Genomic DNA, 17,823 nt, shown 5'->3' with positions numbered 1-17,823 from the left:
ATTCAGAAATATTTCTTATTAGGGGAGGAAGTATCACAGCACTTTCTCATACTGATTGAAAAACTTTTTCATCATAGTGCCAAGCTGCTGCTTTTTTTCAGGGACTATATAAGTTGGGCTAATATCTGTATTAGCAAGTAATTGTTGTAACTGTTTTGATTGATTATATGATTTCCCACTCGCCATCACATGAATAATCTTTATCGGCACATCAGATTCTAAATTCACTTCATCATCCATGCTTTCTATTTCCTTCACAAGCAACAAAGGATCCTTCTTATAGGCAGCAGTTAATTCCCGAATTAATTTTTTATAAAAAAACTTATGTTCCTTTTCAAGTTCAATATGTTTTTTCAAGGAAAGGATCGGATTTAATAAAACTACTGATCTTAATTGCCCCTTCATCTTTTCCATTAATCTCACTGCAACAAGTGCGCCCATCCCCTCTGCTATTAGATGGACTTTATTATTAAGGATTTCACTTCGAATAACTTGTTGATACAGCCTTTGTGCTAGGTCTACTGCTTGATCACTTCCCCAGTTACGCCCATACAAATTTGAGGAAAAAATAGTATATCCTGATTCTCTCAATTGGTTGATAATGGCCAGCTTTCCTTCATTTTGAGTCCAAAAGCATTTACTTTCGTCAACAAAATGTCTTTCATCTCCAATGATTAGAACTCCAAAACCTGTGGGCTTTTCAGGATAATGGATGACATTCCACTGGGTATCCATCTGAAAATTCCGGTTCTCCATCGCTAAATCTCCTTTTACATATTTCCTCAAAATATTGTATGTGATTTCACATAAGTTGAAAGGGAATATAGCCTAGCTGAACGGATACACTCTGAATTTTTATCTAAAATTTCACGCTAATGGGTCAATGTCAATTTTTGCGTTTATTATTTGAAAATCATATGGTAATATTATTAAAGATGATAAATAGGGTAGAGGTGAAAGATAGTGCGATATTTTTGGACTTTTTTCTGGGCGTTTGTTTTAGTGCAAATGCTTTCATATGTAGTTAGTTCAATGACAGAAGGTGGAGTCTTTGATTTCAAGTCAGGAGCCATTATTTCTATTGGTGTTTTCATTTTAATCGTTATTGCAACAGCTGTACTTCCAAACGATCCTGTGGAAAAACATTAATTCGTTTAAAAAGGTCATCCATATTTTCGGATGACCTTTTTTATTATCTTAATCAATAGATATCGTAACTTCCCCATTCTCAATCGTGACACTTACCACCGAATGATCTAGAACCTTCCCGGCAATAATAGCTCTTGCCAGTTTTGTTTCGATATTCCTTTGTATAAAACGCTTTAATGGTCTTGCTCCATATATCGGATCAAAGCCATTCACAGCAATGAACTCTTTGGCACTGTCAGAAATCATTATCTCAATATCTTGTTCTTTTAACCTGGTCTCTAGCCCCTTCAACATTTTAACAACAATTTCTTTTATTTCCGTTAACGATAATGGTTTAAATAGAATGGTTTCATCCACCCTATTTAAAAATTCTGGCCGAAAGTGACTTTTTAATTGGGCAAGAACCTTTTCCCTCGTTGTTTCTGAAATTTCAACTTCATTTTCATTTCGTTCCAGTAGAAAATGAGATCCAATATTGGATGTCATGATAATAACGGTATTTTTAAAATCCACTGTTCTTCCTTGAGAATCAGTAATTCTTCCGTCATCCAATGCCTGCAGGAGAATGTTAAATACCTCCGGGTGAGCCTTTTCAATTTCATCCATGAGGATAACGGAATAAGGTCTCCTTCTCACCGCTTCAGTTAACTGCCCACCCTCTTCATAGCCCACATAGCCAGGAGGTGCTCCGATAAGCCTTGAGACAGCATGTTTTTCCATGTACTCAGACATATCTATACGAATTATCTGCTCTTCGCTATCAAACAGAGCTTCAGCCAGTGCTTTAGCAAGTTCTGTCTTTCCAACACCTGTTGGACCTAAGAAAAGAAATGACCCTATCGGCCTGTTTGGGTCCTTTATACCGGCACGTGCCCGTAAAACGGCATCCGAAACCAACTGTACCGCTTCATTTTGTCCAACTACTCTTTCATGCAATAAGGATTCTAAACGAAGTAGTTTTTCTCTCTCACCTTCGACCAATTTCGAAAGCGGGATTCCTGTCCATCTTGATACGATATTCGATATCTCTTCTCCGGTAACTTCCTCGCGAAGCAGCCGTTCATTTTTTGATGTTTCTCTTTCAAGTTCTAACAATTCTCTTTCTGCTAAAGGAATCCGGCCGTGACGAAGTTCAGCAGCAGTGTTTAAATCATATTTGTCTTCAGCCTGCTGTAGTTCTCTTCTTAGTTTTTCAAGTTGTTCCCTTTTCTCCTGTAATTTTTGTATACCTTGTTTCTCCTGAAGCCACCTGGCCTTCATACTGTTTGCTTGGTCTTTTAATTCAGCGAGCTCCTTTAAAAGTGACTCAAGCCTTTTTTTGCTAGCGTCATCCTGCTCTTTCCTTAAGGCTGCTTCTTCAATTTCCAACTGCATAACTCTTCTCGTCACTTCATCTAATTCTGTTGGCATCGAATCTATTTCAGTCCTGATTAATGCACATGCCTCATCCACTAGATCAATCGCCTTATCCGGAAGAAAACGGTCGGTTATATATCTATCTGATAGTGAAGCAGCTGCCACGAGAGCATGATCGTGGATTTTGACACCATGGTGAACCTCGAATCTTTCTTTTAAACCTCTTAAAATGGAAATGGTGTCCTCTACATTCGGCTCTTGAACAAGTACCTGTTGAAATCTGCGTTCTAATGCAGGATCTTTTTCTATATATTTTCGATGTTCATCAAGGGTGGTTGCCCCAATACAATGAAGCTCACCACGCGCGAGCATCGGTTTTAACATGTTGCCGGCATCCATAGCACCATCCGTTTTCCCTGCACCGACGATGGTGTGAAGTTCATCGATAAATAACAAAATTTGTCCTTCGCTTTTCTTTACCTCATTTAAAACGGCTTTTAGTCTTTCCTCAAACTCACCTCTAAATTTTGCTCCTGCAATAAGTGCACTCATATCTAATGAAAAAATGGTCTTATCCTTTAATCCCTCTGGAACGTCTTTTCTGACAATTCGCTGTGCGAGCCCCTCAACAATCGCAGTTTTTCCTACTCCCGGCTCTCCAATCAAAACAGGATTATTCTTTGTTTTTCTTGATAATATTCGAATCACATGACGTATTTCTGTGTCTCTGCCAATCACTGGGTCAAGTTTGCCTGCCTTTACTTCAGCGACAAGGTCTCTTCCATATTTATTAAGCGCATCGTAAACAGCTTCAGGATTTTGTGATGTCACTCTTTGGTTCCCCCTAATTTCCTTGATTGCGGAAAGGATGTATTCCGCCGTTTTTCCATTTGATTTAATAATTTTCTCCATTTCGGAATTCTTATCGCAGCATGCTGCCAATAGAATATGTTCAATAGAAATAAAGTCATCAGAAAACTTAGAGGCGAATTCCTCTGCACTCACAAAAAGTCGCTGCAGTTTGGAAGTAATGTAAAGCTTTCCATGCTCTACGCCACTTCCAGTAACCTGGGGTTTTTTATTAAGTGCATTTTGTAATGCTTTTTCTACTCTTTCTATTTGGATATCTGCTTTTTCTAGAATGGCTTTTAATAAACTATCCTCTTGCTGAAGAAGTGTTAAGAATAAATGAAGTTCATCTACCTCTTGATGGCTGTTTTTTATAGCTAAGGACTGGGCATCGAGAATTCCCTTTTGCAGCCTATCTGTCATACGATTTAAATCCATCAAATTCACTCCTTTGACCATTTCTGACCTTTATAAATTTATTATATACGAATATGTAATCAAATATAAAATAAAAGCCATCCGCTGGGGATGACTTTTTTCAAATAATTTTAAGGCTTTCGCTGGTATGTCCAAATGCGTTCATCATTTGACGTTTCAGGAAATCTGTCTCCTGCTTTAAGTTTTATTTTCTTAGGATTATTGACATTTGAACCTGTATCCCCAACTTCTATATAGACACCATTATTTGGTGCTCTTTGGCCTGATTTAAACTGACGATTTTGACCCATTGTTGTCCCTCCTTTTCATGTACATTTTTATTATTTCCATTAATCTAAGGGTCATTTAAGGAATTATTATGTAATACAGCAACACTCATACTCATGAATAATTTTGACGATTGTATGAACTTATCCCACAATTATTGATATATAAGCTTTGTTAACAATATAATTATAGTATTATCTAGTAAATGAAAACTTGACTGTCATTTATTTAGGAAAGCAAATTAGCGACTTTAGTTCGCCCCTTTAAAGGTGGTTATTCTTATGCAGTCAATTAAAGAAATACCTGTAAAGTTAACACAGCTGTTTAATACGGTTCACCATCTGAAAAAAATTGAAAAAGGCACTTTTCTGTTCCAGGAAGGTTCTGCTGCAAGTGAATTATATATTGTCCAAAGCGGGATTATTCAAATCAGTAAAATTATCCCAGATGGACGCGAACTAACACTTAGAATGTGTTCAAGAGGAGATTTTATTGGTGAACTCGATTTATTTTCTCCAGCACCGAAGTATTTATTAAGTGCACGTGTTGCTGAAAGCGGTGAAGTAGCCGTTATTTTGAAGGATGTGCTGGAGGAGAAGCTTGCAAAAAACAACGATCTCTCACTTGAATTTATGAAATGGATGAGTCAGCAATATCGGAAAACACAAACAAGATTTAGAGACCTTGTCCTGCATGGTAAAAAAGGTGCATTGTATTCAACGCTTATTCGGATTACTAATAGTTACGGCATAAAAACAAATCAAGGAATCTTGATAGACCTGCCTTTAACCAATCAAGAATTGGCTAATTTCTGTGGTACATCACGGGAAGTGGTCAATCGGCTGTTGAGTGATTTAAGAAAATCAGGTATCATTTCGATTGATAAAGGTTCTATTACCATTCATGATTTGAATTATCTTAAGAATGAAATTGATTGTGAGGACTGTTCTCCAGAAATTTGTAAAATAGACTAAAATAAAAATCGGTCATATGACCGATTTTTTTATTTTTAGCATCAGAATTATAACCATATTTAGCTTTTTTCATCCAACTGATGAACAAGCATGGTTAGTTCTTTTGAAATCTGAGTAACTGCCATTTCTTCATGAATATGAAAGATTGGAACCACTGCGTGTGCCCGAACCATATCCATTAAAGCCATATTCCAGACAATAACTGCCTTAATGTTTGTTATATGGGAAAGGAGTGTAAGGTCATGTTCATTTCTGAGAATGAGTAATTTGGGATAGGGTTTCTGTTTGTGTCCTTCAATTAATATAATATCCGGTTGAAAAAAATTCATGAGTCTAATTTGTTCATCAAATGTTAAAAAGGATTCATCAGCTTGGAGGACTAGTCTCCCATCCCCTTCAACTAGAGCAGCTAATGCCCCTGCTTCTAGATGCCGGGATGAGTCCTTTTGAGGAATAACATCCGGCCTTCCGCCATGTCCATGATGCTTAATTGTAACCGTTTTTAGACCCTCATTTTTTAATGCCTCGATGAGTTTCAATATAAAAGTGGTTTTACCGCTATTCTGATAACCCGCCACTTGAAAGATAATAGGTTTCACCAAGGCCATTCACTGCCATCTTGGTCTTCAAGCAGCAGGATGTCTACCTCATCCCCAGCTTTAAAGCTTCTAGTTCCTCCTGGAAGAATCATCAGCGAATTGGCTCCTGAAAGGCTCATAATAATATTAGACTTATCTAATCCGCTCGGTGTTGCACTTAATCTGCCATGATTTATAGAAAATGCACTGCGGACAAATCGAGTAAAAGGGTTAGCTTTTGGAAAATCAACCTCTAGAACTGCTTTTTCTTTTCTAAGATGTGGTCTAGTAGAAAACAGCATGGTGCGGATAATTGGTCGAGCAAACAACTCAAAACCAACGTAACAGGCAGAAGGATTTCCTGATAAACCAAACAGCAGTTTCCCTTCTAATTGAGCTACTGTTGTTACACTTCCAGGCCTCATTGCCACTTTATTAAATAATACCTCTGCACCTAGCTTTTCATAAATTGCAGGGAGATAGTCAAAATCGCCAACCGACACGCCGCCTGTTGTAATAAGTATATCAACTTTTTCTAGTGCATCTTTTACCGCAATATAACAAGTATCAAAAACATCAGGAAGCTTACCATAATAGTGGACAATTGCTCCGGTTCTTTGAATTTGCGCAGCGATCATATGTGAATTACTATTTCGAATTTTCCCTGGTACCAATTCCTCGTCAACTTCTAACAATTCCGTTCCCGTTGCAAACAACCCAATAATTGGTTTTTTTGCAGCCGGAACTTGGTTGTAGCCAAAGGTCGCAAGCATTGCTTGGATACCCGGGTTTATGAATGTGCCCTTTTTTACGAGCACTTCCCCTTCTTTAGCATCTTCTCCTCGGAAGGATACATTATCCCCTTTATTAAAACTTCGTTTTATAGACATATATGGTGTTCCGTTTTTGTCATAATCCTTTGCAACTTCAAACATGACAACTGCATCAGTGCCTTCTGGCATCATCGCCCCAGTCATAATTCTAACTGCTTCGTATTCTTTAATGATCTTAGAAGACGTCATACCTGCACCAAGATGGTCGACAACTTTAAATTCGATTGGATGATTGATTGAAGCTTCTTTAGTATCTATCGATCTGACTGCAAAACCATCATAAGGTGCACGATCAAAATGAGGAACATCACTTGTTGCGATTAAGTCTTCCGATAAAAAACGTCCATAGCTTTCATTGATTGATACATATTCAGTCGTACCTTTTAATTGATATTCCATTATTTTTTCAACAGCATCCCCAATGGGGATTGGTTTTCTTCTTTCTAACAACTCCATCACTCCTGCAGGAAACAAATCAAAATAAAAGTAAATTCTTTATCCTATTCATTATAAGCCTATCGAAAAGTTACTTATATAGCAAACATCACACTAAATTACAAAAAATTATTAAATACGATTGAATGTGTGATTCAGGTCACCTATTTTTCTAAAGGAATGCCTTATCCTTAGATTAGAAATAAAAACCAACAAACAAATTATTAGGAGGAAAATATGATTACATTCCCTTTTTCTACAAATACATTAGTTAAAGATATCGTAAATGAACTGCCAAAAACGAGCGATGTTTTCAAGAAATTTCGCATCGACTTTTGCTGCGGAGGCAATATCCCATTATCACAAGCAATTGCCGCAAATGGATTAAATGAAGAAGAATTATTAAATGAATTAAAAGCAGTCTTTGAAAAATATAGCTCTCTTGAAACTAACCTAGATGTTTGGACTAATTCAGACTCCAATACAATTATTGACCATGTTATCAATCATTACCACCGTACATCCGAAGAAGAATTAGCACTGCTAAGCCCTTATGTGACCAAGGTTTCTCGTGTACATGGCGACAGTCACCCAGAGCTGATAAAGGTGAATGAATTATTTTATGAATTCAAAAAGGAATTAATGGAACATATGGCTAAAGAGGAAGCAATTGTATTTCCGTTAATCAAACAACTGGCGGATGGTACGGTTGAAAATCGTGAAGAAGCTATTAATATGATTGTGGAACTTGAAAGGGAGCATGACCATGCAGGCGAAATTCTAAGACAGATTCGTGCCATTACATCAGACTATGCGCTTCCAGTCGATGCTTGCGGAACATACACATTAGTTTACAAGCGCTTAGAAGAACTTGAAGGACTGACCTTTATGCATGTACATTTAGAAAATAATATATTGTTCCCTAGATATATTATTTAGCTACCTAATGAGGCGAGCAAGGCTTGCCTCTTTTTCTTTGTAAAAAAACCTCTCTTTCCAAGAAAGAGAGGTTAGCCGCCTATATAAGACATTTCAATTTTTTTACGGTTCTTTGCGGTTTCTTCTGTACGTTCGTCTGAATATCTGTCATTACGACCATTCCAGATCGTCGTAATCCTATTGCGCAATTGTTCATCTGTTGCACCGTTTCTAATAAAATTTCTAATATCATGTCCATTTCCATTAAATAAACAAGTGAAAATTTGTCCATTTGCAGAAAGTCGAGACCGTGTACAGCTGCCGCAGAAGGATTCTGATACAGAAGTGATAAATCCAACATTAACATCTGTGTTCTGATAATTATATAATTTAGCTACTTCGCCAAAATAGGCGGGGTCAAGAGACTCTAATTGATAATGCTCTTTTAGAATTTCATAAATTTGCTTTTTGGTGATAACATCATCCATTTTCCAGCCATTTGATGAACCCACATCCATATACTCAATAAAGCGGAGCTCTAAGCCATTCTTCAAACAAAAGTCAGCCATTGGAATGATTTCAGAATCATTGAGACCTTTTTTAACAACCATATTAATCTTTATTTTGAGTCCAGCCTTTTTAGCCGCTTCAATACCATCTATAACAGGCTGGGTACCGACACCACGTCCATTAATTTCACCAAATAACTCATCATTTAAGGTATCTAGGCTAATATTGACTCTTTTCAGGCCAGCCTTTTTTAATTTTTCAGCAAGTTTTGGAAGAAGTACTCCATTTGTCGTTAACGCAATATCTTTTAAACCTTCAATCTTTGAAAGCTTTTCTACCAATATCGGAAGATCTCTTCGAAGCAGAGGTTCACCGCCAGTCAGGCGTATTTTTTCAACACCAAGACTGATAAAGCTCTTTGCAATCCGCTCAATTTCCTCATAAGTCAAGAGCGCACTTTTTGGCAGAAACTCAAAATCATCACCAAATTGATCCGCAGGCATGCAATATTGACAACGGAAGTTACACCGGTCAATAACTGAAATTCTTAAATCACGTAATGGCCGATCTAATTTATCTTTAATAATGGTCTTTTCCATTTATATCAACTCCATTGTTTTAAAACAATAATATAATGCAAGTGTACCAACTATTGATAAAAAACACTGTTACTTTATTCACTATCATAACATTTCTTTTACTAATTATTAATGCATTCATTGAACATTTATAAAAAGTTGAACGTGAAATCAGAGAGTTTTCACTATATTGTCATTGTTTACTCCGTTGAAACTTCAAAACCTACGTTAAAATAATACTAACGAATAGAGATGAAAAATAATGATAAACAATACCTCTGAGGTGAGAATATATGTTGACGAAAATCAAACCAACTCAATCCATAGAAATTAAAGAATTGCTTAGATTTGCTGATCGGAAGATAAAAAGTGAAAGAGGAACTTATTTATTTCAAGAAGGTATGCTTGCAGAAGAACTGTATATTATTGTTTCTGGTAAAGTTCAAATCAGTAAAATAACTTCAGATGGACGAGAACTTTCACTAAGAATATGTGGTGAAAATGATATTTGCGGAGAATTAACTCTGTTTACTGACAACCCAAGGTATTTATTAAGTGCGAGAGTTCTTGAAGAGGGTGAAATAGTTGCCATCAAAAAAGATGTAATCGAAAGTGAAATATTCCAAAATAGCAAGCTTGCTTTTGAATTTATGAAATGGATGAGTGACCATTTCCGTAAAACACAAACAAAGTTTCGAGACCTTGTATTAAATGGAAAACGTGGTGCACTATTTTCAACGTTGATTCGGATGTCTAATAGCTATGGTATTCATAAAGAAAAGGAAATATTAATTGATTTACCTTTAACCAACCAGGAGCTGGCAAACTTTTGCGGAACTTCAAGAGAAAGTACAAACCGTATCCTAAGTGAATTGAAAAAAGATAAAATTATTAGTATTAAAAAAGGTAAGATTTCTATTTTAGACCTACAATATTTAAAAGATGAAATTGGCTGCGAAAATTGTCCTGCTGTTTATTGCAGCATTGAATAAAAAGTGGAAGCAATCACCAATGATTGCTTCCATTTTTTTATGATTGTACTTGTTTTTCTCTCATCGCTTTTGGTATATAAACACAGAATGGTTCGCTTTCTAAGTAATCTCCAGTCATTGCATATGCTCTTGATCTAGATCCGCCGCATACATGACGGAACTCACATACTCCGCATTTACCCTTATATAAATCAGGATTCCTAAGGGATTTAAAAATTGGTGACTCGCGATATATCTCCGCCAAAGGCGTTTCACGGACATTTCCTGCTTTGACAGGCAATAAGCCGCTTGGATATACATCTCCAATATGTGAAATGAAGACAAATCCATTACCATCATTAACCCCTTTAGGTGCTCGTCCCAGCCCGTCAATCGATCCTGTTAATCCCTGTTCTGTTAACGCACTTAAATAATTTATCTCGTCTGTCTGATCTTTTGCTTCACGCATCTTTTGTTGAATTACTACACGACGGTAATGCTGAGCGGCAGTTGTCTTAATGTCAAAGGAAACCCGTTTACTTAGGTCATACAGCCATCTGAACACTTTTTCATGTTCAACAGGTGAAATCATATCTGATTCTTGACCTCTGCCTGTTGGGACAAGGAAAAAGACACTCCAAAGAACACAGCCTAGATCTTCAACCATTTTTGCCATATCATCAAGATACTCGATATTATATCTTGATATTACCGTATTGATTTGTATTGGTATCTCGAGTTCATGCAGGTATTGAATTCTTTCCATTGTAAGATCAAAGGATCCCGCTGTTCCACGGAAATGATCATGAACTTCAGCAGTAGGGCCGTCAATACTAAATGCCCAGCGCGAAAGGCCAACTTCCTTTGCCTTTTCAATTGCTTCTTTTGTAACATTTGGTGTAGCACTTGGGGTCATGGATACCCTGACACCTTTTTCTACCGCATATTTAGCTATATCAAAAACATCTTGTCTCATTAGCGGGTCCCCGCCGGTAAATACCAGCATCGGATTATTCATTTCGTATATTTGGTCAATTAGATTTTTACCTTCTTCAAATGTTAGTTCACGTGGATCCCTTCTTAATTGAGCTTCTGCACGACAATGTAAACAGGCAAGTTGACATGCACGCGTAAGTTCCCAAATTACGATAAATGGATCTTTATTAAAATCTCGGCCAAAAGCCATATGAAACGCCTCCTAAAACGGCCATTTCAAAACCAAACAGCCTTATTACCTGTATTATATAGGGGATTCCACTATGGATAAGTGAACTACCTCACAATCCAAACAAAATTATTTGTCCACTTTGTGAAGATAAAAATAAAAACAGCAGATTATCTGCTGTTTTATATGAGCGGCACTTATGAGTGAGTGCTTCATTACTTTTTATCTGGTTTCGGGCTCTCATCGCTCTTATGCGGGACCGCTTCCTCTCTTTTTATGAGGTTCCGGGCTCTCATCGTTCTTATGAGTGACCGTTTCCTCTCTTTTTACCTGGTTCCAGGCTCTCATCGCTCTTATGAGGGACCGCTTCCTCTCTTTTTATGAGGTTCCGGGCTCTCAACAGAAAATTCTGCCTCTTTATGATATGGTGATTACTTCATATTTAGCTGATAATTCAATAAAGTCACCCATGCCGCTAATTTTCCCAACGTTGATTTTCTCTTCGACGTTGTAATAATCCACACAGGTCTTACAAGCCAAAATCTCCACACCATTTTCTTCCATTTCTTTCAAATGAACAGAAACAAAGGAATCCTCTGTCATGGTAAGCACACCGCTATTCATACAGAATACCGCTAGAGGGAGTTCTTCTCGCTGCTTCATTAAGGTGAAATAGGTTTCAAGAATGTTTTCACCCAGTTGTTGATCACCGCGGCCCAGTTGATTAGAACTAACTAAAATAATCTTATTTTTCATCTTAACGAATCCCTAATGCAATTTTTGCATATCGTGACATCATTTCTTTGTTCCACGGCGGGTTAAAGACAATATTAACTTCTACCTCTTTTATTTCAGGGATATCCGCCAATGCTCTTTTTACTTGGTCTACAATTGTTCCTGCAAGCGGGCAGCCCATAGAGGTTAATGTCATGGTAATGGTTACGTTTCCTTCATCATCCATCTCAGCATCATATACTAAACCTAAGTTTACGATATCGACTCCCAGTTCTGGATCTATGACCAATTCTAATGCACCCATGATATTTTCTTTCAATTCTTCATTCATTTATAAACACTCCTTTTTAATTTTTTAAATGTTTCTCAAACCACTCAACGGTTGCTTTTAATCCTTCTCTAGAGACTTTGTGGTCTGCTTGTTCGTCACTAATGAAGTGAATATTACTTGGTGTTTTCTCATAGTCTTCCTTGATGGTTTGATAAAATTGGTATGTTAAGTGATAGGGCACGATGGGATCTTTTTTACCATGCCAAAATAATAGCGGGCGATTTTCTAGTTTTTCTGGCTGATGCCCCAAGTCATACTGCCTGAGCATCGATAATTGCTCTTCTATCTGCTCATCCGTAAACGAAAGAGTAATCCCAAGGCTTTTCATTTGTTCTAATTGCCATTTTAAATATTCTTCATAAACTGGCATTCCCATTAAACTGACAGCAGCTTTAACCCATTTATATTTTGTTAATGCCCCCAAGGTCACAATACCGCCCATTGAAGTTCCTGCGATTCCAATTTGCTCCTGATTTGCTAATCCCTCATTAACATAGTATTCCTTATAATCGTTTAATTCATGGATAGTCGCAATGACAATTTCCCAAAAATGTCTGTATAAATTTCCTTCGGTTACACCCTGCTGTCTTTCACCATGGTAGATTGCCTCTGGTAAAATGACCCTAAATCCCTTTTCCGCTAATAAATACGCGTAATGAAGATTGTGTTCCTTTGCACTGGTAAACCCATGATTAAAAATAATAAACGGAAGTTTACCTTGCTGCTCACTTTTTTTTACTATATGTAGATGAGGATTATTTTTCAGCAAACTTTTTTCTACGATAATCACTTAGGATGAACCTCCTGGACAACATAATTATATCGAGTATCTCATTCCGATGAAGTGAATTTTTTTACAGGTAAGGTATAAAATTGTTAACATAGATGTTATACAACCATATAAGAAAATTCATAGTTGTAGTGTAACATTTCGAATGTTAATAATCTAAAGCTTAGACTTATGGAATTAAAAAACATTAAAGAGGAGTCAATATGGCAGAAAAACATTTAATTGCATTGGACTTAGATGGGACCTTATTGAAAGATGATAAAACAATTTCCGAGAAAACAAAAAATGTTTTAAATAAAGCTCGGGAAGAAGGACACGTGGTCATGATCGCAACAGGAAGACCCTTTCGCTCAAGTGAACCATATTATCACGAACTAAAGTTAGACACGCCTATTGTTAACTTTAATGGAGCTTTCATGCATCACCCACTCGATTCAAGCTGGGGGTTTTTTCATGATCCACTGGATGTAAAAGTAGCAAAGGATATTGTGGAAGCTTGCCGTTCTTTTCATTTCCACAATATTATTGCAGAAGTGATTGATGATGTTTATTTCCACTATCACGACGAGAAACTGCTTGATATTTTTGGCATGGGAAATCCGAAAGTAACAACTGGGGATTTGCGCAATTACTTAAAAGATTCTCCAACAAGCTTGCTAATTCATACTGAAGAAGATGAATTAAAACAAATCCGAAAGCATTTGTCAGACGTCCATGCTGAGGTGATTGATCATCGAAGCTGGGCAGCACCGTGGCATGTAATTGAAATAATAAAAATAGGCTTAAGTAAGGCCGTTGGATTAAAAAAGGCTTCAGAATACTTCAACATTCCTCCTGAAAGAATTATTGCTTTTGGCGATGAAGATAATGATTTAGAAATGCTTGAATATGCCGGCCGTGGTATCGCAATGGGAAATGCAATTGAAAAAGTCAAAAATATTGCAAATGAAGTGACCCTCTCGAATGAGGATGACGGTATCGGAGTATATTTGTCAGATTTGTTAAACCTTAAATAATTATTGTGGTTCACCATTGTTTACCTAAATGAAAAACTCGGAATTGAGCATACTATTTTTGTGAGGCAGTTAATCACTGTTTCATACCAAGCTCACCAAATTGGAGGGATTGCAATGGGTAAACGAAACAAATCAAAACGCTTTGTCCAGCAAGGAGTGGATACTGTCAGTAAGCACGATGAACGTATTCCTTACCACATGACCTACGCTGAAGCGGAAGCCCAGAAAATGTCCAATGTGCGTGAATCCTCGCTTGGAGGAATATAACGATGGGAAATCAGTTGTTCCAGGAAGCACGAAGATTTGTTGAGATGGCGAAGTCTGCCGACCCTGCTGAACGTAGTTCTGTGATGGCGAAAGCGAAAAATGCATTAAGTTCTGCATACGCTAATTCCACAGTCGCAGAACAAAGTCAGCTCCAAGAAATGCAAAATGAGCTTGAGCAGTTAAAATAATTAGAAAAGCTGGCACGCATAGAAGCGTGTCAGCTTTTCTATTCTCATTCTTATTATTGTGCTGGAATATTTATTTTTATCTTGCTGACTAATCCTTGTTTATTTTTTATTGGGTGATCATTTAGTTTTGTTGGCAGGAGAGTGGCCGTAACTGTATATTGTCCTTCAGGTATTCTTTGTCCATTCACTTGGTAATTCCATCTCTCCACTTTCCTGAAGGTTTGGTGCGGGTCAATCTTAATGGTTTGCAGTGCCTGTAAAAAAAATCTTCCCTTCGAGTATCGATAAACCTCACGTCCCGATGAGTCTGTTACAGAAATTTCCATATATTGAGAAGTAGGAAACTCAAAACTTAATGGGTTGCTGCTTACATTATTGACTACGATTTCGAATTCCATTTTCTCATGTCCAGCAATTGGATTTACTGAAAATTGAAATGGACGATTGTATTCATCATAATTTGCTTCCCCTATTAAACTAAAAGGAAATAGAAATAACACCACACATAAAGCCCCCCTCACAATTTTTCAGCCTCCTTATTCCCGTCTAAAGAATCCATAGATCCCTGTTGTTTGAATGATATTGGTAAAGGCATTTGGATCAACCTCCGCAAGAATACGTTCCAAATCATATAGCTCATATCTGGTAATCACAATCATCAGCATGTCTCTAGGTTCGTTTGAAAAAGCTCCTTTTGCTGGTATCAGTGTTATACCTCTAACTAACTGTGAATGAATAGCCTCCTTTAATTCGTCCGCTTTTTTTGTAATAATCATGGCCGTAAGCTTAGCATGTCTCGTATGGATTGCATCCACTACTCTCGTTGATGCGTACAAGGAAACAATCGTATAAAGGGCTTTCTCCCATCCATATAAAAATCCAGCCGTTATAATAATAAATGCATTTAATATAAACATATAACTGCCAATCGGTTTATCCTTCATCCTGGATAAGACCATTGCAATAATATCCAAGCCTCCAGTTGAAGCCCCCCATTTCAAGGTAATTCCAACACCAACTGCCAATATTACCCCGCCAAAAACAGCATTAAGAAGTATATCTTTTGATACCTGTATTATCGGAATCAATTCTAAAAAAAGTGATGATAACGCAACGCTTAAAAAACTATAAATAGTAAAGGATTTACCGACCTTCAACCATCCTAAAATGGCGACAGGTATATTTAGCAGCAGCAATAAGAATCCCATTGAAACATTTAAAGGAGTTTGTTCACTTAACACTTTTGATAATAATTGTGCTATTCCAGTAAATCCACTAGAATAAACATTTGCTGGGATTAAAAATAAATTAATTGCAAGCGCATTTAAGAATGCACCAATAATGACGATTATTGTTTTTTTAGTTAACTGCCAAAACAAAAGCAACATCTCCTTTATTTTTGATGTAACTCTGATGTAGATAATTGTAATTTTGCGATGAAACCGATAAACTGAAACTAACTATATTAGCTTGAAAGCAGGTGAGCTTCATGCCGGTAAAAATACTAGCTGACAGCGCATGCGATTTACCGAAAAATTTTTACTCTGAGAATAACGTCACATTATTTCCACTAAAGGTGCAAGTTAATGGACAAGAGTATGAGGATGTTAAAACTATTGATCCTAAATCTGTTTATGACGCCATACGCGCGGGTGATATTCCCAAAACGTCTCAAGCTTCTCCATTATTATTTGAGGAAGTCTTTACAAAAATGGCTGAAAATAATGAAGATGGCATATATATCGCTTTCTCTTCCGCATTATCTGGTACATATCAGACATCTTTTATGATTCTTGACCAAGTGAAGGAAAAATATCCAAACTTTAATTTAACGATTGTTGATACGAAGTGTGCTTCGCTTGGATTTGGACTTGTCGTCAAAGAAGCAGCAAGGCTTGCTGCAGAAAACGTTTCAAAGGAAGAAATTTTGGCAGATGTGATATTTAGAAGCCAGCATATGGAGCAGCTGTTTACAGTAGAGGACTTAGATTATTTAGCCAAAGGCGGCCGTGTTTCAAAAGCATCAGCGTTCTTAGGAGGCTTATTAAATATTAAGCCTATTCTGAATGTTGAGGACGGGAAACTCGTTCCAATTGAGAAAATTCGGGGGAAAAAGAAGGTTTACCGCCGTATTGTTGAACTGATGAAGGAACGTGGTGACAACTTTAGTGAACAAATAATTGGTATCAGCCATGCAGATACCGAAGAAACTTTAGAAGAAGTGAAAACACTAATTAAAGATGAATTACATCCAAAGGATATTTATGTTTCCTCCATTGGCTCAGCTGTTGGAGCCCACACAGGACCAGGTGCAATTGCCATTTTCTTTCTAAATAAACAGCCATCATAATACAAAAAAAGCGGGAAGCTCCCCGCTTTTTTATTATTTGTGGTCCGTCTTTTTCGAATATTGATTTTTGCCTGCTTGTCGATTTTTTTCTCTCATCATATTCTTCTCATGTCGTAATGCATTATTATCTTGCGCTTTTTTATCATTATCAGATGTATGCGGCATATAAATACCCCTTTCAAAATTCCTTCATTGGTTAGTGTCCGTCATTTTGAATAAGAGTATGTATACTATTACTAATCTTTTTTCAGGTAAGTCCAGCTGCCTTCCTGATACACTTTGCCTTCTTTCATCAGTTTTCCTAATGCACGTTTAAATGCACCTTTACTTAACTGAAAACGTTCCTGTATCTCCTCAGGCATGCTTTTATCATTATAAGGCATAGCACCATTTCTACTCATTAAATACTCAAAAATCCGTTCTGCTTCAAGGTCCTGAGCATCCTGTTTCCTCGCAAGTAACGAAACGTTTACGGTTCCATCTTCCTTGACATCAATAATTCGGCCTTCTACCATTTCTCCTAACCGCGGCTCTTTTTGTCTTTGGGACTCATGAATGAATCCTTTAAAGCCCTCAATCGTATAAATCCAGCTTCCAACCTTAGCGGTCCTGTAGATATGTCCTTGAATATTTTTGTTAAAGTCTTTTCTCGTGGCTTTAGTTGATATCGATTCTATAACAGGGTCTGTTGCAAGCTTCGCATACAAAAGGAAATTGTTATTTACCCTTAAAGTAACATAAACCAAATCTCCTTCCTTTGGCCAAACTGATTTATGGACCGGAAGGTCATCAATCCCTAACAATAAATCCTTTTTAATGCCGATATCTAAAAACACCCCAACATTAGGGTTAGAATCTACTACTTTGAGCCAGGCATATTTGCCAATCGCTACTTCAGGTATGGTTGTTGAAGCAGAGGTCCTGCCTTCTGAGTCAACATAAAGAAAAACCTCTACGGATTCATCCTCATCATATTCCCGGTCAGCCTCGTTTATATGCAGCAAAACATCTTCGTTTCCATCTGTTAAAAAATAGCCGAACTCGGCTTTTCGTGCTACCGTTAAGGTAACGGTTTGACCAATAAGTTCTTGTAGAGACATTAATAAATCACCTTTTCTCTCCTAT

22 protein-coding genes are annotated in these 17,823 nt (G+C 37.2%); 8 read left to right on the top strand and 14 right to left on the bottom strand.

What is annotated here, in order from left to right:
• Positions 1-33 precede the first annotated feature (33 nt).
• Positions 34-756, bottom strand: coding sequence for a lipase family protein (locus tag SFC47_RS01020; RefSeq protein ID WP_411252372.1), 723 nt, complete (start codon positions 754-756; stop codon positions 34-36).
• Positions 757-963: 207 nt separating this feature from the next.
• Between SFC47_RS01020 and SFC47_RS01015 the strand changes: the two genes are divergently transcribed.
• On the top strand, positions 964-1,149 hold the full coding sequence (locus SFC47_RS01015) for a YjzD family protein (protein WP_411252371.1): 186 nt from the start codon (positions 964-966) through the stop codon (positions 1,147-1,149).
• Positions 1,150-1,197: 48 nt separating this feature from the next.
• Here the strand turns inward: SFC47_RS01015 and clpB are convergent, their stop codons facing one another.
• Both clpB and SFC47_RS01005 read right to left on the bottom strand, forming a co-directional pair.
• On the bottom strand, positions 1,198-3,792 hold the full coding sequence (gene clpB, locus SFC47_RS01010; RefSeq protein WP_411252370.1) for an ATP-dependent chaperone ClpB: 2,595 nt from the start codon (positions 3,790-3,792) through the stop codon (positions 1,198-1,200).
• A 110-nt stretch (positions 3,793-3,902) separates the two neighbouring features.
• Positions 3,903-4,082 (bottom strand): YjzC family protein, encoded by a 180-nt coding sequence (locus SFC47_RS01005; RefSeq protein WP_411252369.1) that lies wholly within the window; start codon positions 4,080-4,082, stop codon positions 3,903-3,905.
• A gap of 258 nt (positions 4,083-4,340) precedes the next feature.
• On the opposite strand from SFC47_RS01005, the gene SFC47_RS01000 reads away from it, so the two are divergent.
• A complete protein-coding gene (locus tag SFC47_RS01000) occupies positions 4,341-5,033 on the top strand; it encodes a Crp/Fnr family transcriptional regulator (protein ID WP_411252368.1) in 693 nt (230 codons plus the stop codon).
• A 59-nt stretch (positions 5,034-5,092) separates the two neighbouring features.
• Here the strand turns inward: SFC47_RS01000 and mobB are convergent, their stop codons facing one another.
• Together mobB and SFC47_RS00990 are read right to left on the bottom strand one after the other, a co-directional pair.
• Entirely contained in the window at positions 5,093-5,641 is a 549-nt protein-coding gene (gene mobB / locus SFC47_RS00995; RefSeq protein WP_411252367.1) for a molybdopterin-guanine dinucleotide biosynthesis protein B, read from the bottom strand.
• A complete protein-coding gene (locus tag SFC47_RS00990) occupies positions 5,629-6,894 on the bottom strand; it encodes a molybdopterin molybdotransferase MoeA (protein WP_411252366.1) in 1,266 nt (421 codons plus the stop codon). The genes mobB and SFC47_RS00990 overlap by 13 nt, the downstream gene beginning before the upstream one ends.
• A 222-nt stretch (positions 6,895-7,116) precedes the next feature.
• Between SFC47_RS00990 and ric the strand changes: the two genes are divergently transcribed.
• Positions 7,117-7,818, top strand: a complete 702-nt coding sequence (ric, locus tag SFC47_RS00985) for an iron-sulfur cluster repair di-iron protein (RefSeq protein WP_411252365.1) — start codon at positions 7,117-7,119, stop codon at positions 7,816-7,818.
• A 71-nt stretch (positions 7,819-7,889) separates the two neighbouring features.
• On the opposite strand, the gene moaA is transcribed toward ric, so the two are convergent.
• Positions 7,890-8,906, bottom strand: coding sequence for a GTP 3',8-cyclase MoaA (gene moaA / locus SFC47_RS00980; RefSeq protein WP_411252364.1), 1,017 nt, complete (start codon positions 8,904-8,906; stop codon positions 7,890-7,892).
• 272 nt (positions 8,907-9,178) lie between these two features.
• On the opposite strand from moaA, the gene SFC47_RS00975 reads away from it, so the two are divergent.
• A complete protein-coding gene (locus SFC47_RS00975) occupies positions 9,179-9,877 on the top strand; it encodes a Crp/Fnr family transcriptional regulator (protein ID WP_411252363.1) in 699 nt (232 codons plus the stop codon).
• 37 nt (positions 9,878-9,914) lie between these two features.
• On the opposite strand, the gene SFC47_RS00970 is transcribed toward SFC47_RS00975, so the two are convergent.
• The 4 genes from SFC47_RS00970 to SFC47_RS00955 form a co-directional block, all read right to left on the bottom strand.
• Positions 9,915-11,042, bottom strand: coding sequence for a TIGR04053 family radical SAM/SPASM domain-containing protein (locus SFC47_RS00970; RefSeq protein WP_411252362.1), 1,128 nt, complete (start codon positions 11,040-11,042; stop codon positions 9,915-9,917).
• 396 nt (positions 11,043-11,438) lie between these two features.
• The gene (locus SFC47_RS00965) at positions 11,439-11,777 is read right to left on the bottom strand and encodes a DsrE family protein (protein ID WP_411252361.1); all 339 of its coding nucleotides are present in this window, start codon (positions 11,775-11,777) and stop codon (positions 11,439-11,441) included.
• Position 11,778: 1 nt separating this feature from the next.
• Positions 11,779-12,087, bottom strand: a complete 309-nt coding sequence (locus SFC47_RS00960) for a metal-sulfur cluster assembly factor (RefSeq protein WP_045519778.1) — start codon at positions 12,085-12,087, stop codon at positions 11,779-11,781.
• 16 nt (positions 12,088-12,103) lie between these two features.
• Positions 12,104-12,877 carry a prolyl oligopeptidase family serine peptidase gene (locus SFC47_RS00955; protein ID WP_411252360.1) on the bottom strand — a complete coding sequence of 258 codons (774 nt, stop codon included), beginning with the start codon at positions 12,875-12,877 and terminating at the stop codon, positions 12,104-12,106.
• 203 nt (positions 12,878-13,080) lie between these two features.
• Here SFC47_RS00955 and SFC47_RS00950 point away from each other — a divergent pair, with 203 nt between their 5' ends.
• The 3 genes from SFC47_RS00950 to SFC47_RS00940 all read left to right on the top strand — a co-directional run bounded on the left by SFC47_RS00950 (position 13,081) and on the right by SFC47_RS00940 (position 14,348).
• Positions 13,081-13,893, top strand: coding sequence for a Cof-type HAD-IIB family hydrolase (locus SFC47_RS00950; protein WP_411252359.1), 813 nt, complete (start codon positions 13,081-13,083; stop codon positions 13,891-13,893).
• A gap of 114 nt (positions 13,894-14,007) precedes the next feature.
• The gene (locus tag SFC47_RS00945; RefSeq protein ID WP_179597737.1) at positions 14,008-14,160 is read left to right on the top strand and encodes a hypothetical protein; all 153 of its coding nucleotides are present in this window, start codon (positions 14,008-14,010) and stop codon (positions 14,158-14,160) included.
• Between the two features lie 2 nt (positions 14,161-14,162).
• Complete coding sequence (locus SFC47_RS00940) at positions 14,163-14,348, top strand: DUF3813 domain-containing protein (protein WP_411252358.1); 186 nt, start codon at positions 14,163-14,165, stop codon at positions 14,346-14,348.
• A gap of 53 nt (positions 14,349-14,401) precedes the next feature.
• Here the strand turns inward: SFC47_RS00940 and SFC47_RS00935 are convergent, their stop codons facing one another.
• Positions 14,402-14,851, bottom strand: a complete 450-nt coding sequence (locus tag SFC47_RS00935) for a BsuPI-related putative proteinase inhibitor (protein ID WP_411252357.1) — start codon at positions 14,849-14,851, stop codon at positions 14,402-14,404.
• Between the two features lie 33 nt (positions 14,852-14,884).
• A complete protein-coding gene (locus SFC47_RS00930; RefSeq protein WP_411252356.1) occupies positions 14,885-15,736 on the bottom strand; it encodes a YitT family protein in 852 nt (283 codons plus the stop codon).
• A gap of 101 nt (positions 15,737-15,837) precedes the next feature.
• Here SFC47_RS00930 and SFC47_RS00925 point away from each other — a divergent pair, with 101 nt between their 5' ends.
• A complete protein-coding gene (locus tag SFC47_RS00925; RefSeq protein ID WP_411252355.1) occupies positions 15,838-16,698 on the top strand; it encodes a DegV family protein in 861 nt (286 codons plus the stop codon).
• Positions 16,699-16,731: 33 nt separating this feature from the next.
• Here SFC47_RS00925 and SFC47_RS00920 read toward each other — a convergent pair whose 3' ends face one another.
• Positions 16,732-16,863, bottom strand: coding sequence for a DUF3941 domain-containing protein (locus SFC47_RS00920; protein ID WP_081810752.1), 132 nt, complete (start codon positions 16,861-16,863; stop codon positions 16,732-16,734).
• Between the two features lie 71 nt (positions 16,864-16,934).
• The gene (locus SFC47_RS00915; RefSeq protein ID WP_411252354.1) at positions 16,935-17,798 is read right to left on the bottom strand and encodes a CvfB family protein; all 864 of its coding nucleotides are present in this window, start codon (positions 17,796-17,798) and stop codon (positions 16,935-16,937) included.
• Positions 17,799-17,823 lie beyond the last annotated feature (25 nt).

Origin of the sequence: Neobacillus niacini, from assembly GCF_046591715.1 — a bacterium.
Lineage (GTDB): Bacteria > Bacillota > Bacilli > Bacillales > Cytobacillaceae > Neobacillus > Neobacillus niacini_L.
This window is presented reverse-complemented; position numbering and strand designations above follow the sequence as displayed.

Excerpts from the sequence above, each read along its gene's own strand:
- SFC47_RS01020 (WP_411252372.1), bottom strand. The coding sequence starts at position 756 with ATGGAGAACCGGAATTTTCAGATGGATACCCAGTGGAATGTCATCCAT.
- clpB (WP_411252370.1), bottom strand. The coding sequence starts at position 3,792 with ATGGATTTAAATCGTATGACAGATAGGCTGCAAAAGGGAATTCTCGAT.
- SFC47_RS01005 (WP_411252369.1), bottom strand. The coding sequence starts at position 4,082 with ATGGGTCAAAATCGTCAGTTTAAATCAGGCCAAAGAGCACCAAATAAT.
- SFC47_RS01000 (WP_411252368.1), top strand. The coding sequence starts at position 4,341 with ATGCAGTCAATTAAAGAAATACCTGTAAAGTTAACACAGCTGTTTAAT.
- mobB (WP_411252367.1), bottom strand. The coding sequence starts at position 5,641 with ATGGCCTTGGTGAAACCTATTATCTTTCAAGTGGCGGGTTATCAGAAT.
- ric (WP_411252365.1), top strand. The coding sequence starts at position 7,117 with ATGATTACATTCCCTTTTTCTACAAATACATTAGTTAAAGATATCGTA.
- moaA (WP_411252364.1), bottom strand. The coding sequence starts at position 8,906 with ATGGAAAAGACCATTATTAAAGATAAATTAGATCGGCCATTACGTGAT.
- SFC47_RS00975 (WP_411252363.1), top strand. The coding sequence starts at position 9,179 with ATGTTGACGAAAATCAAACCAACTCAATCCATAGAAATTAAAGAATTG.
- SFC47_RS00970 (WP_411252362.1), bottom strand. The coding sequence starts at position 11,042 with ATGGCTTTTGGCCGAGATTTTAATAAAGATCCATTTATCGTAATTTGG.
- SFC47_RS00965 (WP_411252361.1), bottom strand. The coding sequence starts at position 11,777 with ATGAAAAATAAGATTATTTTAGTTAGTTCTAATCAACTGGGCCGCGGT.
- SFC47_RS00960 (WP_045519778.1), bottom strand. The coding sequence starts at position 12,087 with ATGAATGAAGAATTGAAAGAAAATATCATGGGTGCATTAGAATTGGTC.
- SFC47_RS00950 (WP_411252359.1), top strand. The coding sequence starts at position 13,081 with ATGGCAGAAAAACATTTAATTGCATTGGACTTAGATGGGACCTTATTG.
- SFC47_RS00945 (WP_179597737.1), top strand. The coding sequence starts at position 14,008 with ATGGGTAAACGAAACAAATCAAAACGCTTTGTCCAGCAAGGAGTGGAT.
- SFC47_RS00940 (WP_411252358.1), top strand. The coding sequence starts at position 14,163 with ATGGGAAATCAGTTGTTCCAGGAAGCACGAAGATTTGTTGAGATGGCG.
- SFC47_RS00930 (WP_411252356.1), bottom strand. The coding sequence starts at position 15,736 with ATGTTGCTTTTGTTTTGGCAGTTAACTAAAAAAACAATAATCGTCATT.
- SFC47_RS00925 (WP_411252355.1), top strand. The coding sequence starts at position 15,838 with ATGCCGGTAAAAATACTAGCTGACAGCGCATGCGATTTACCGAAAAAT.
- SFC47_RS00920 (WP_081810752.1), bottom strand. The coding sequence starts at position 16,863 with ATGCCGCATACATCTGATAATGATAAAAAAGCGCAAGATAATAATGCA.
- SFC47_RS00915 (WP_411252354.1), bottom strand. The coding sequence starts at position 17,798 with ATGTCTCTACAAGAACTTATTGGTCAAACCGTTACCTTAACGGTAGCA.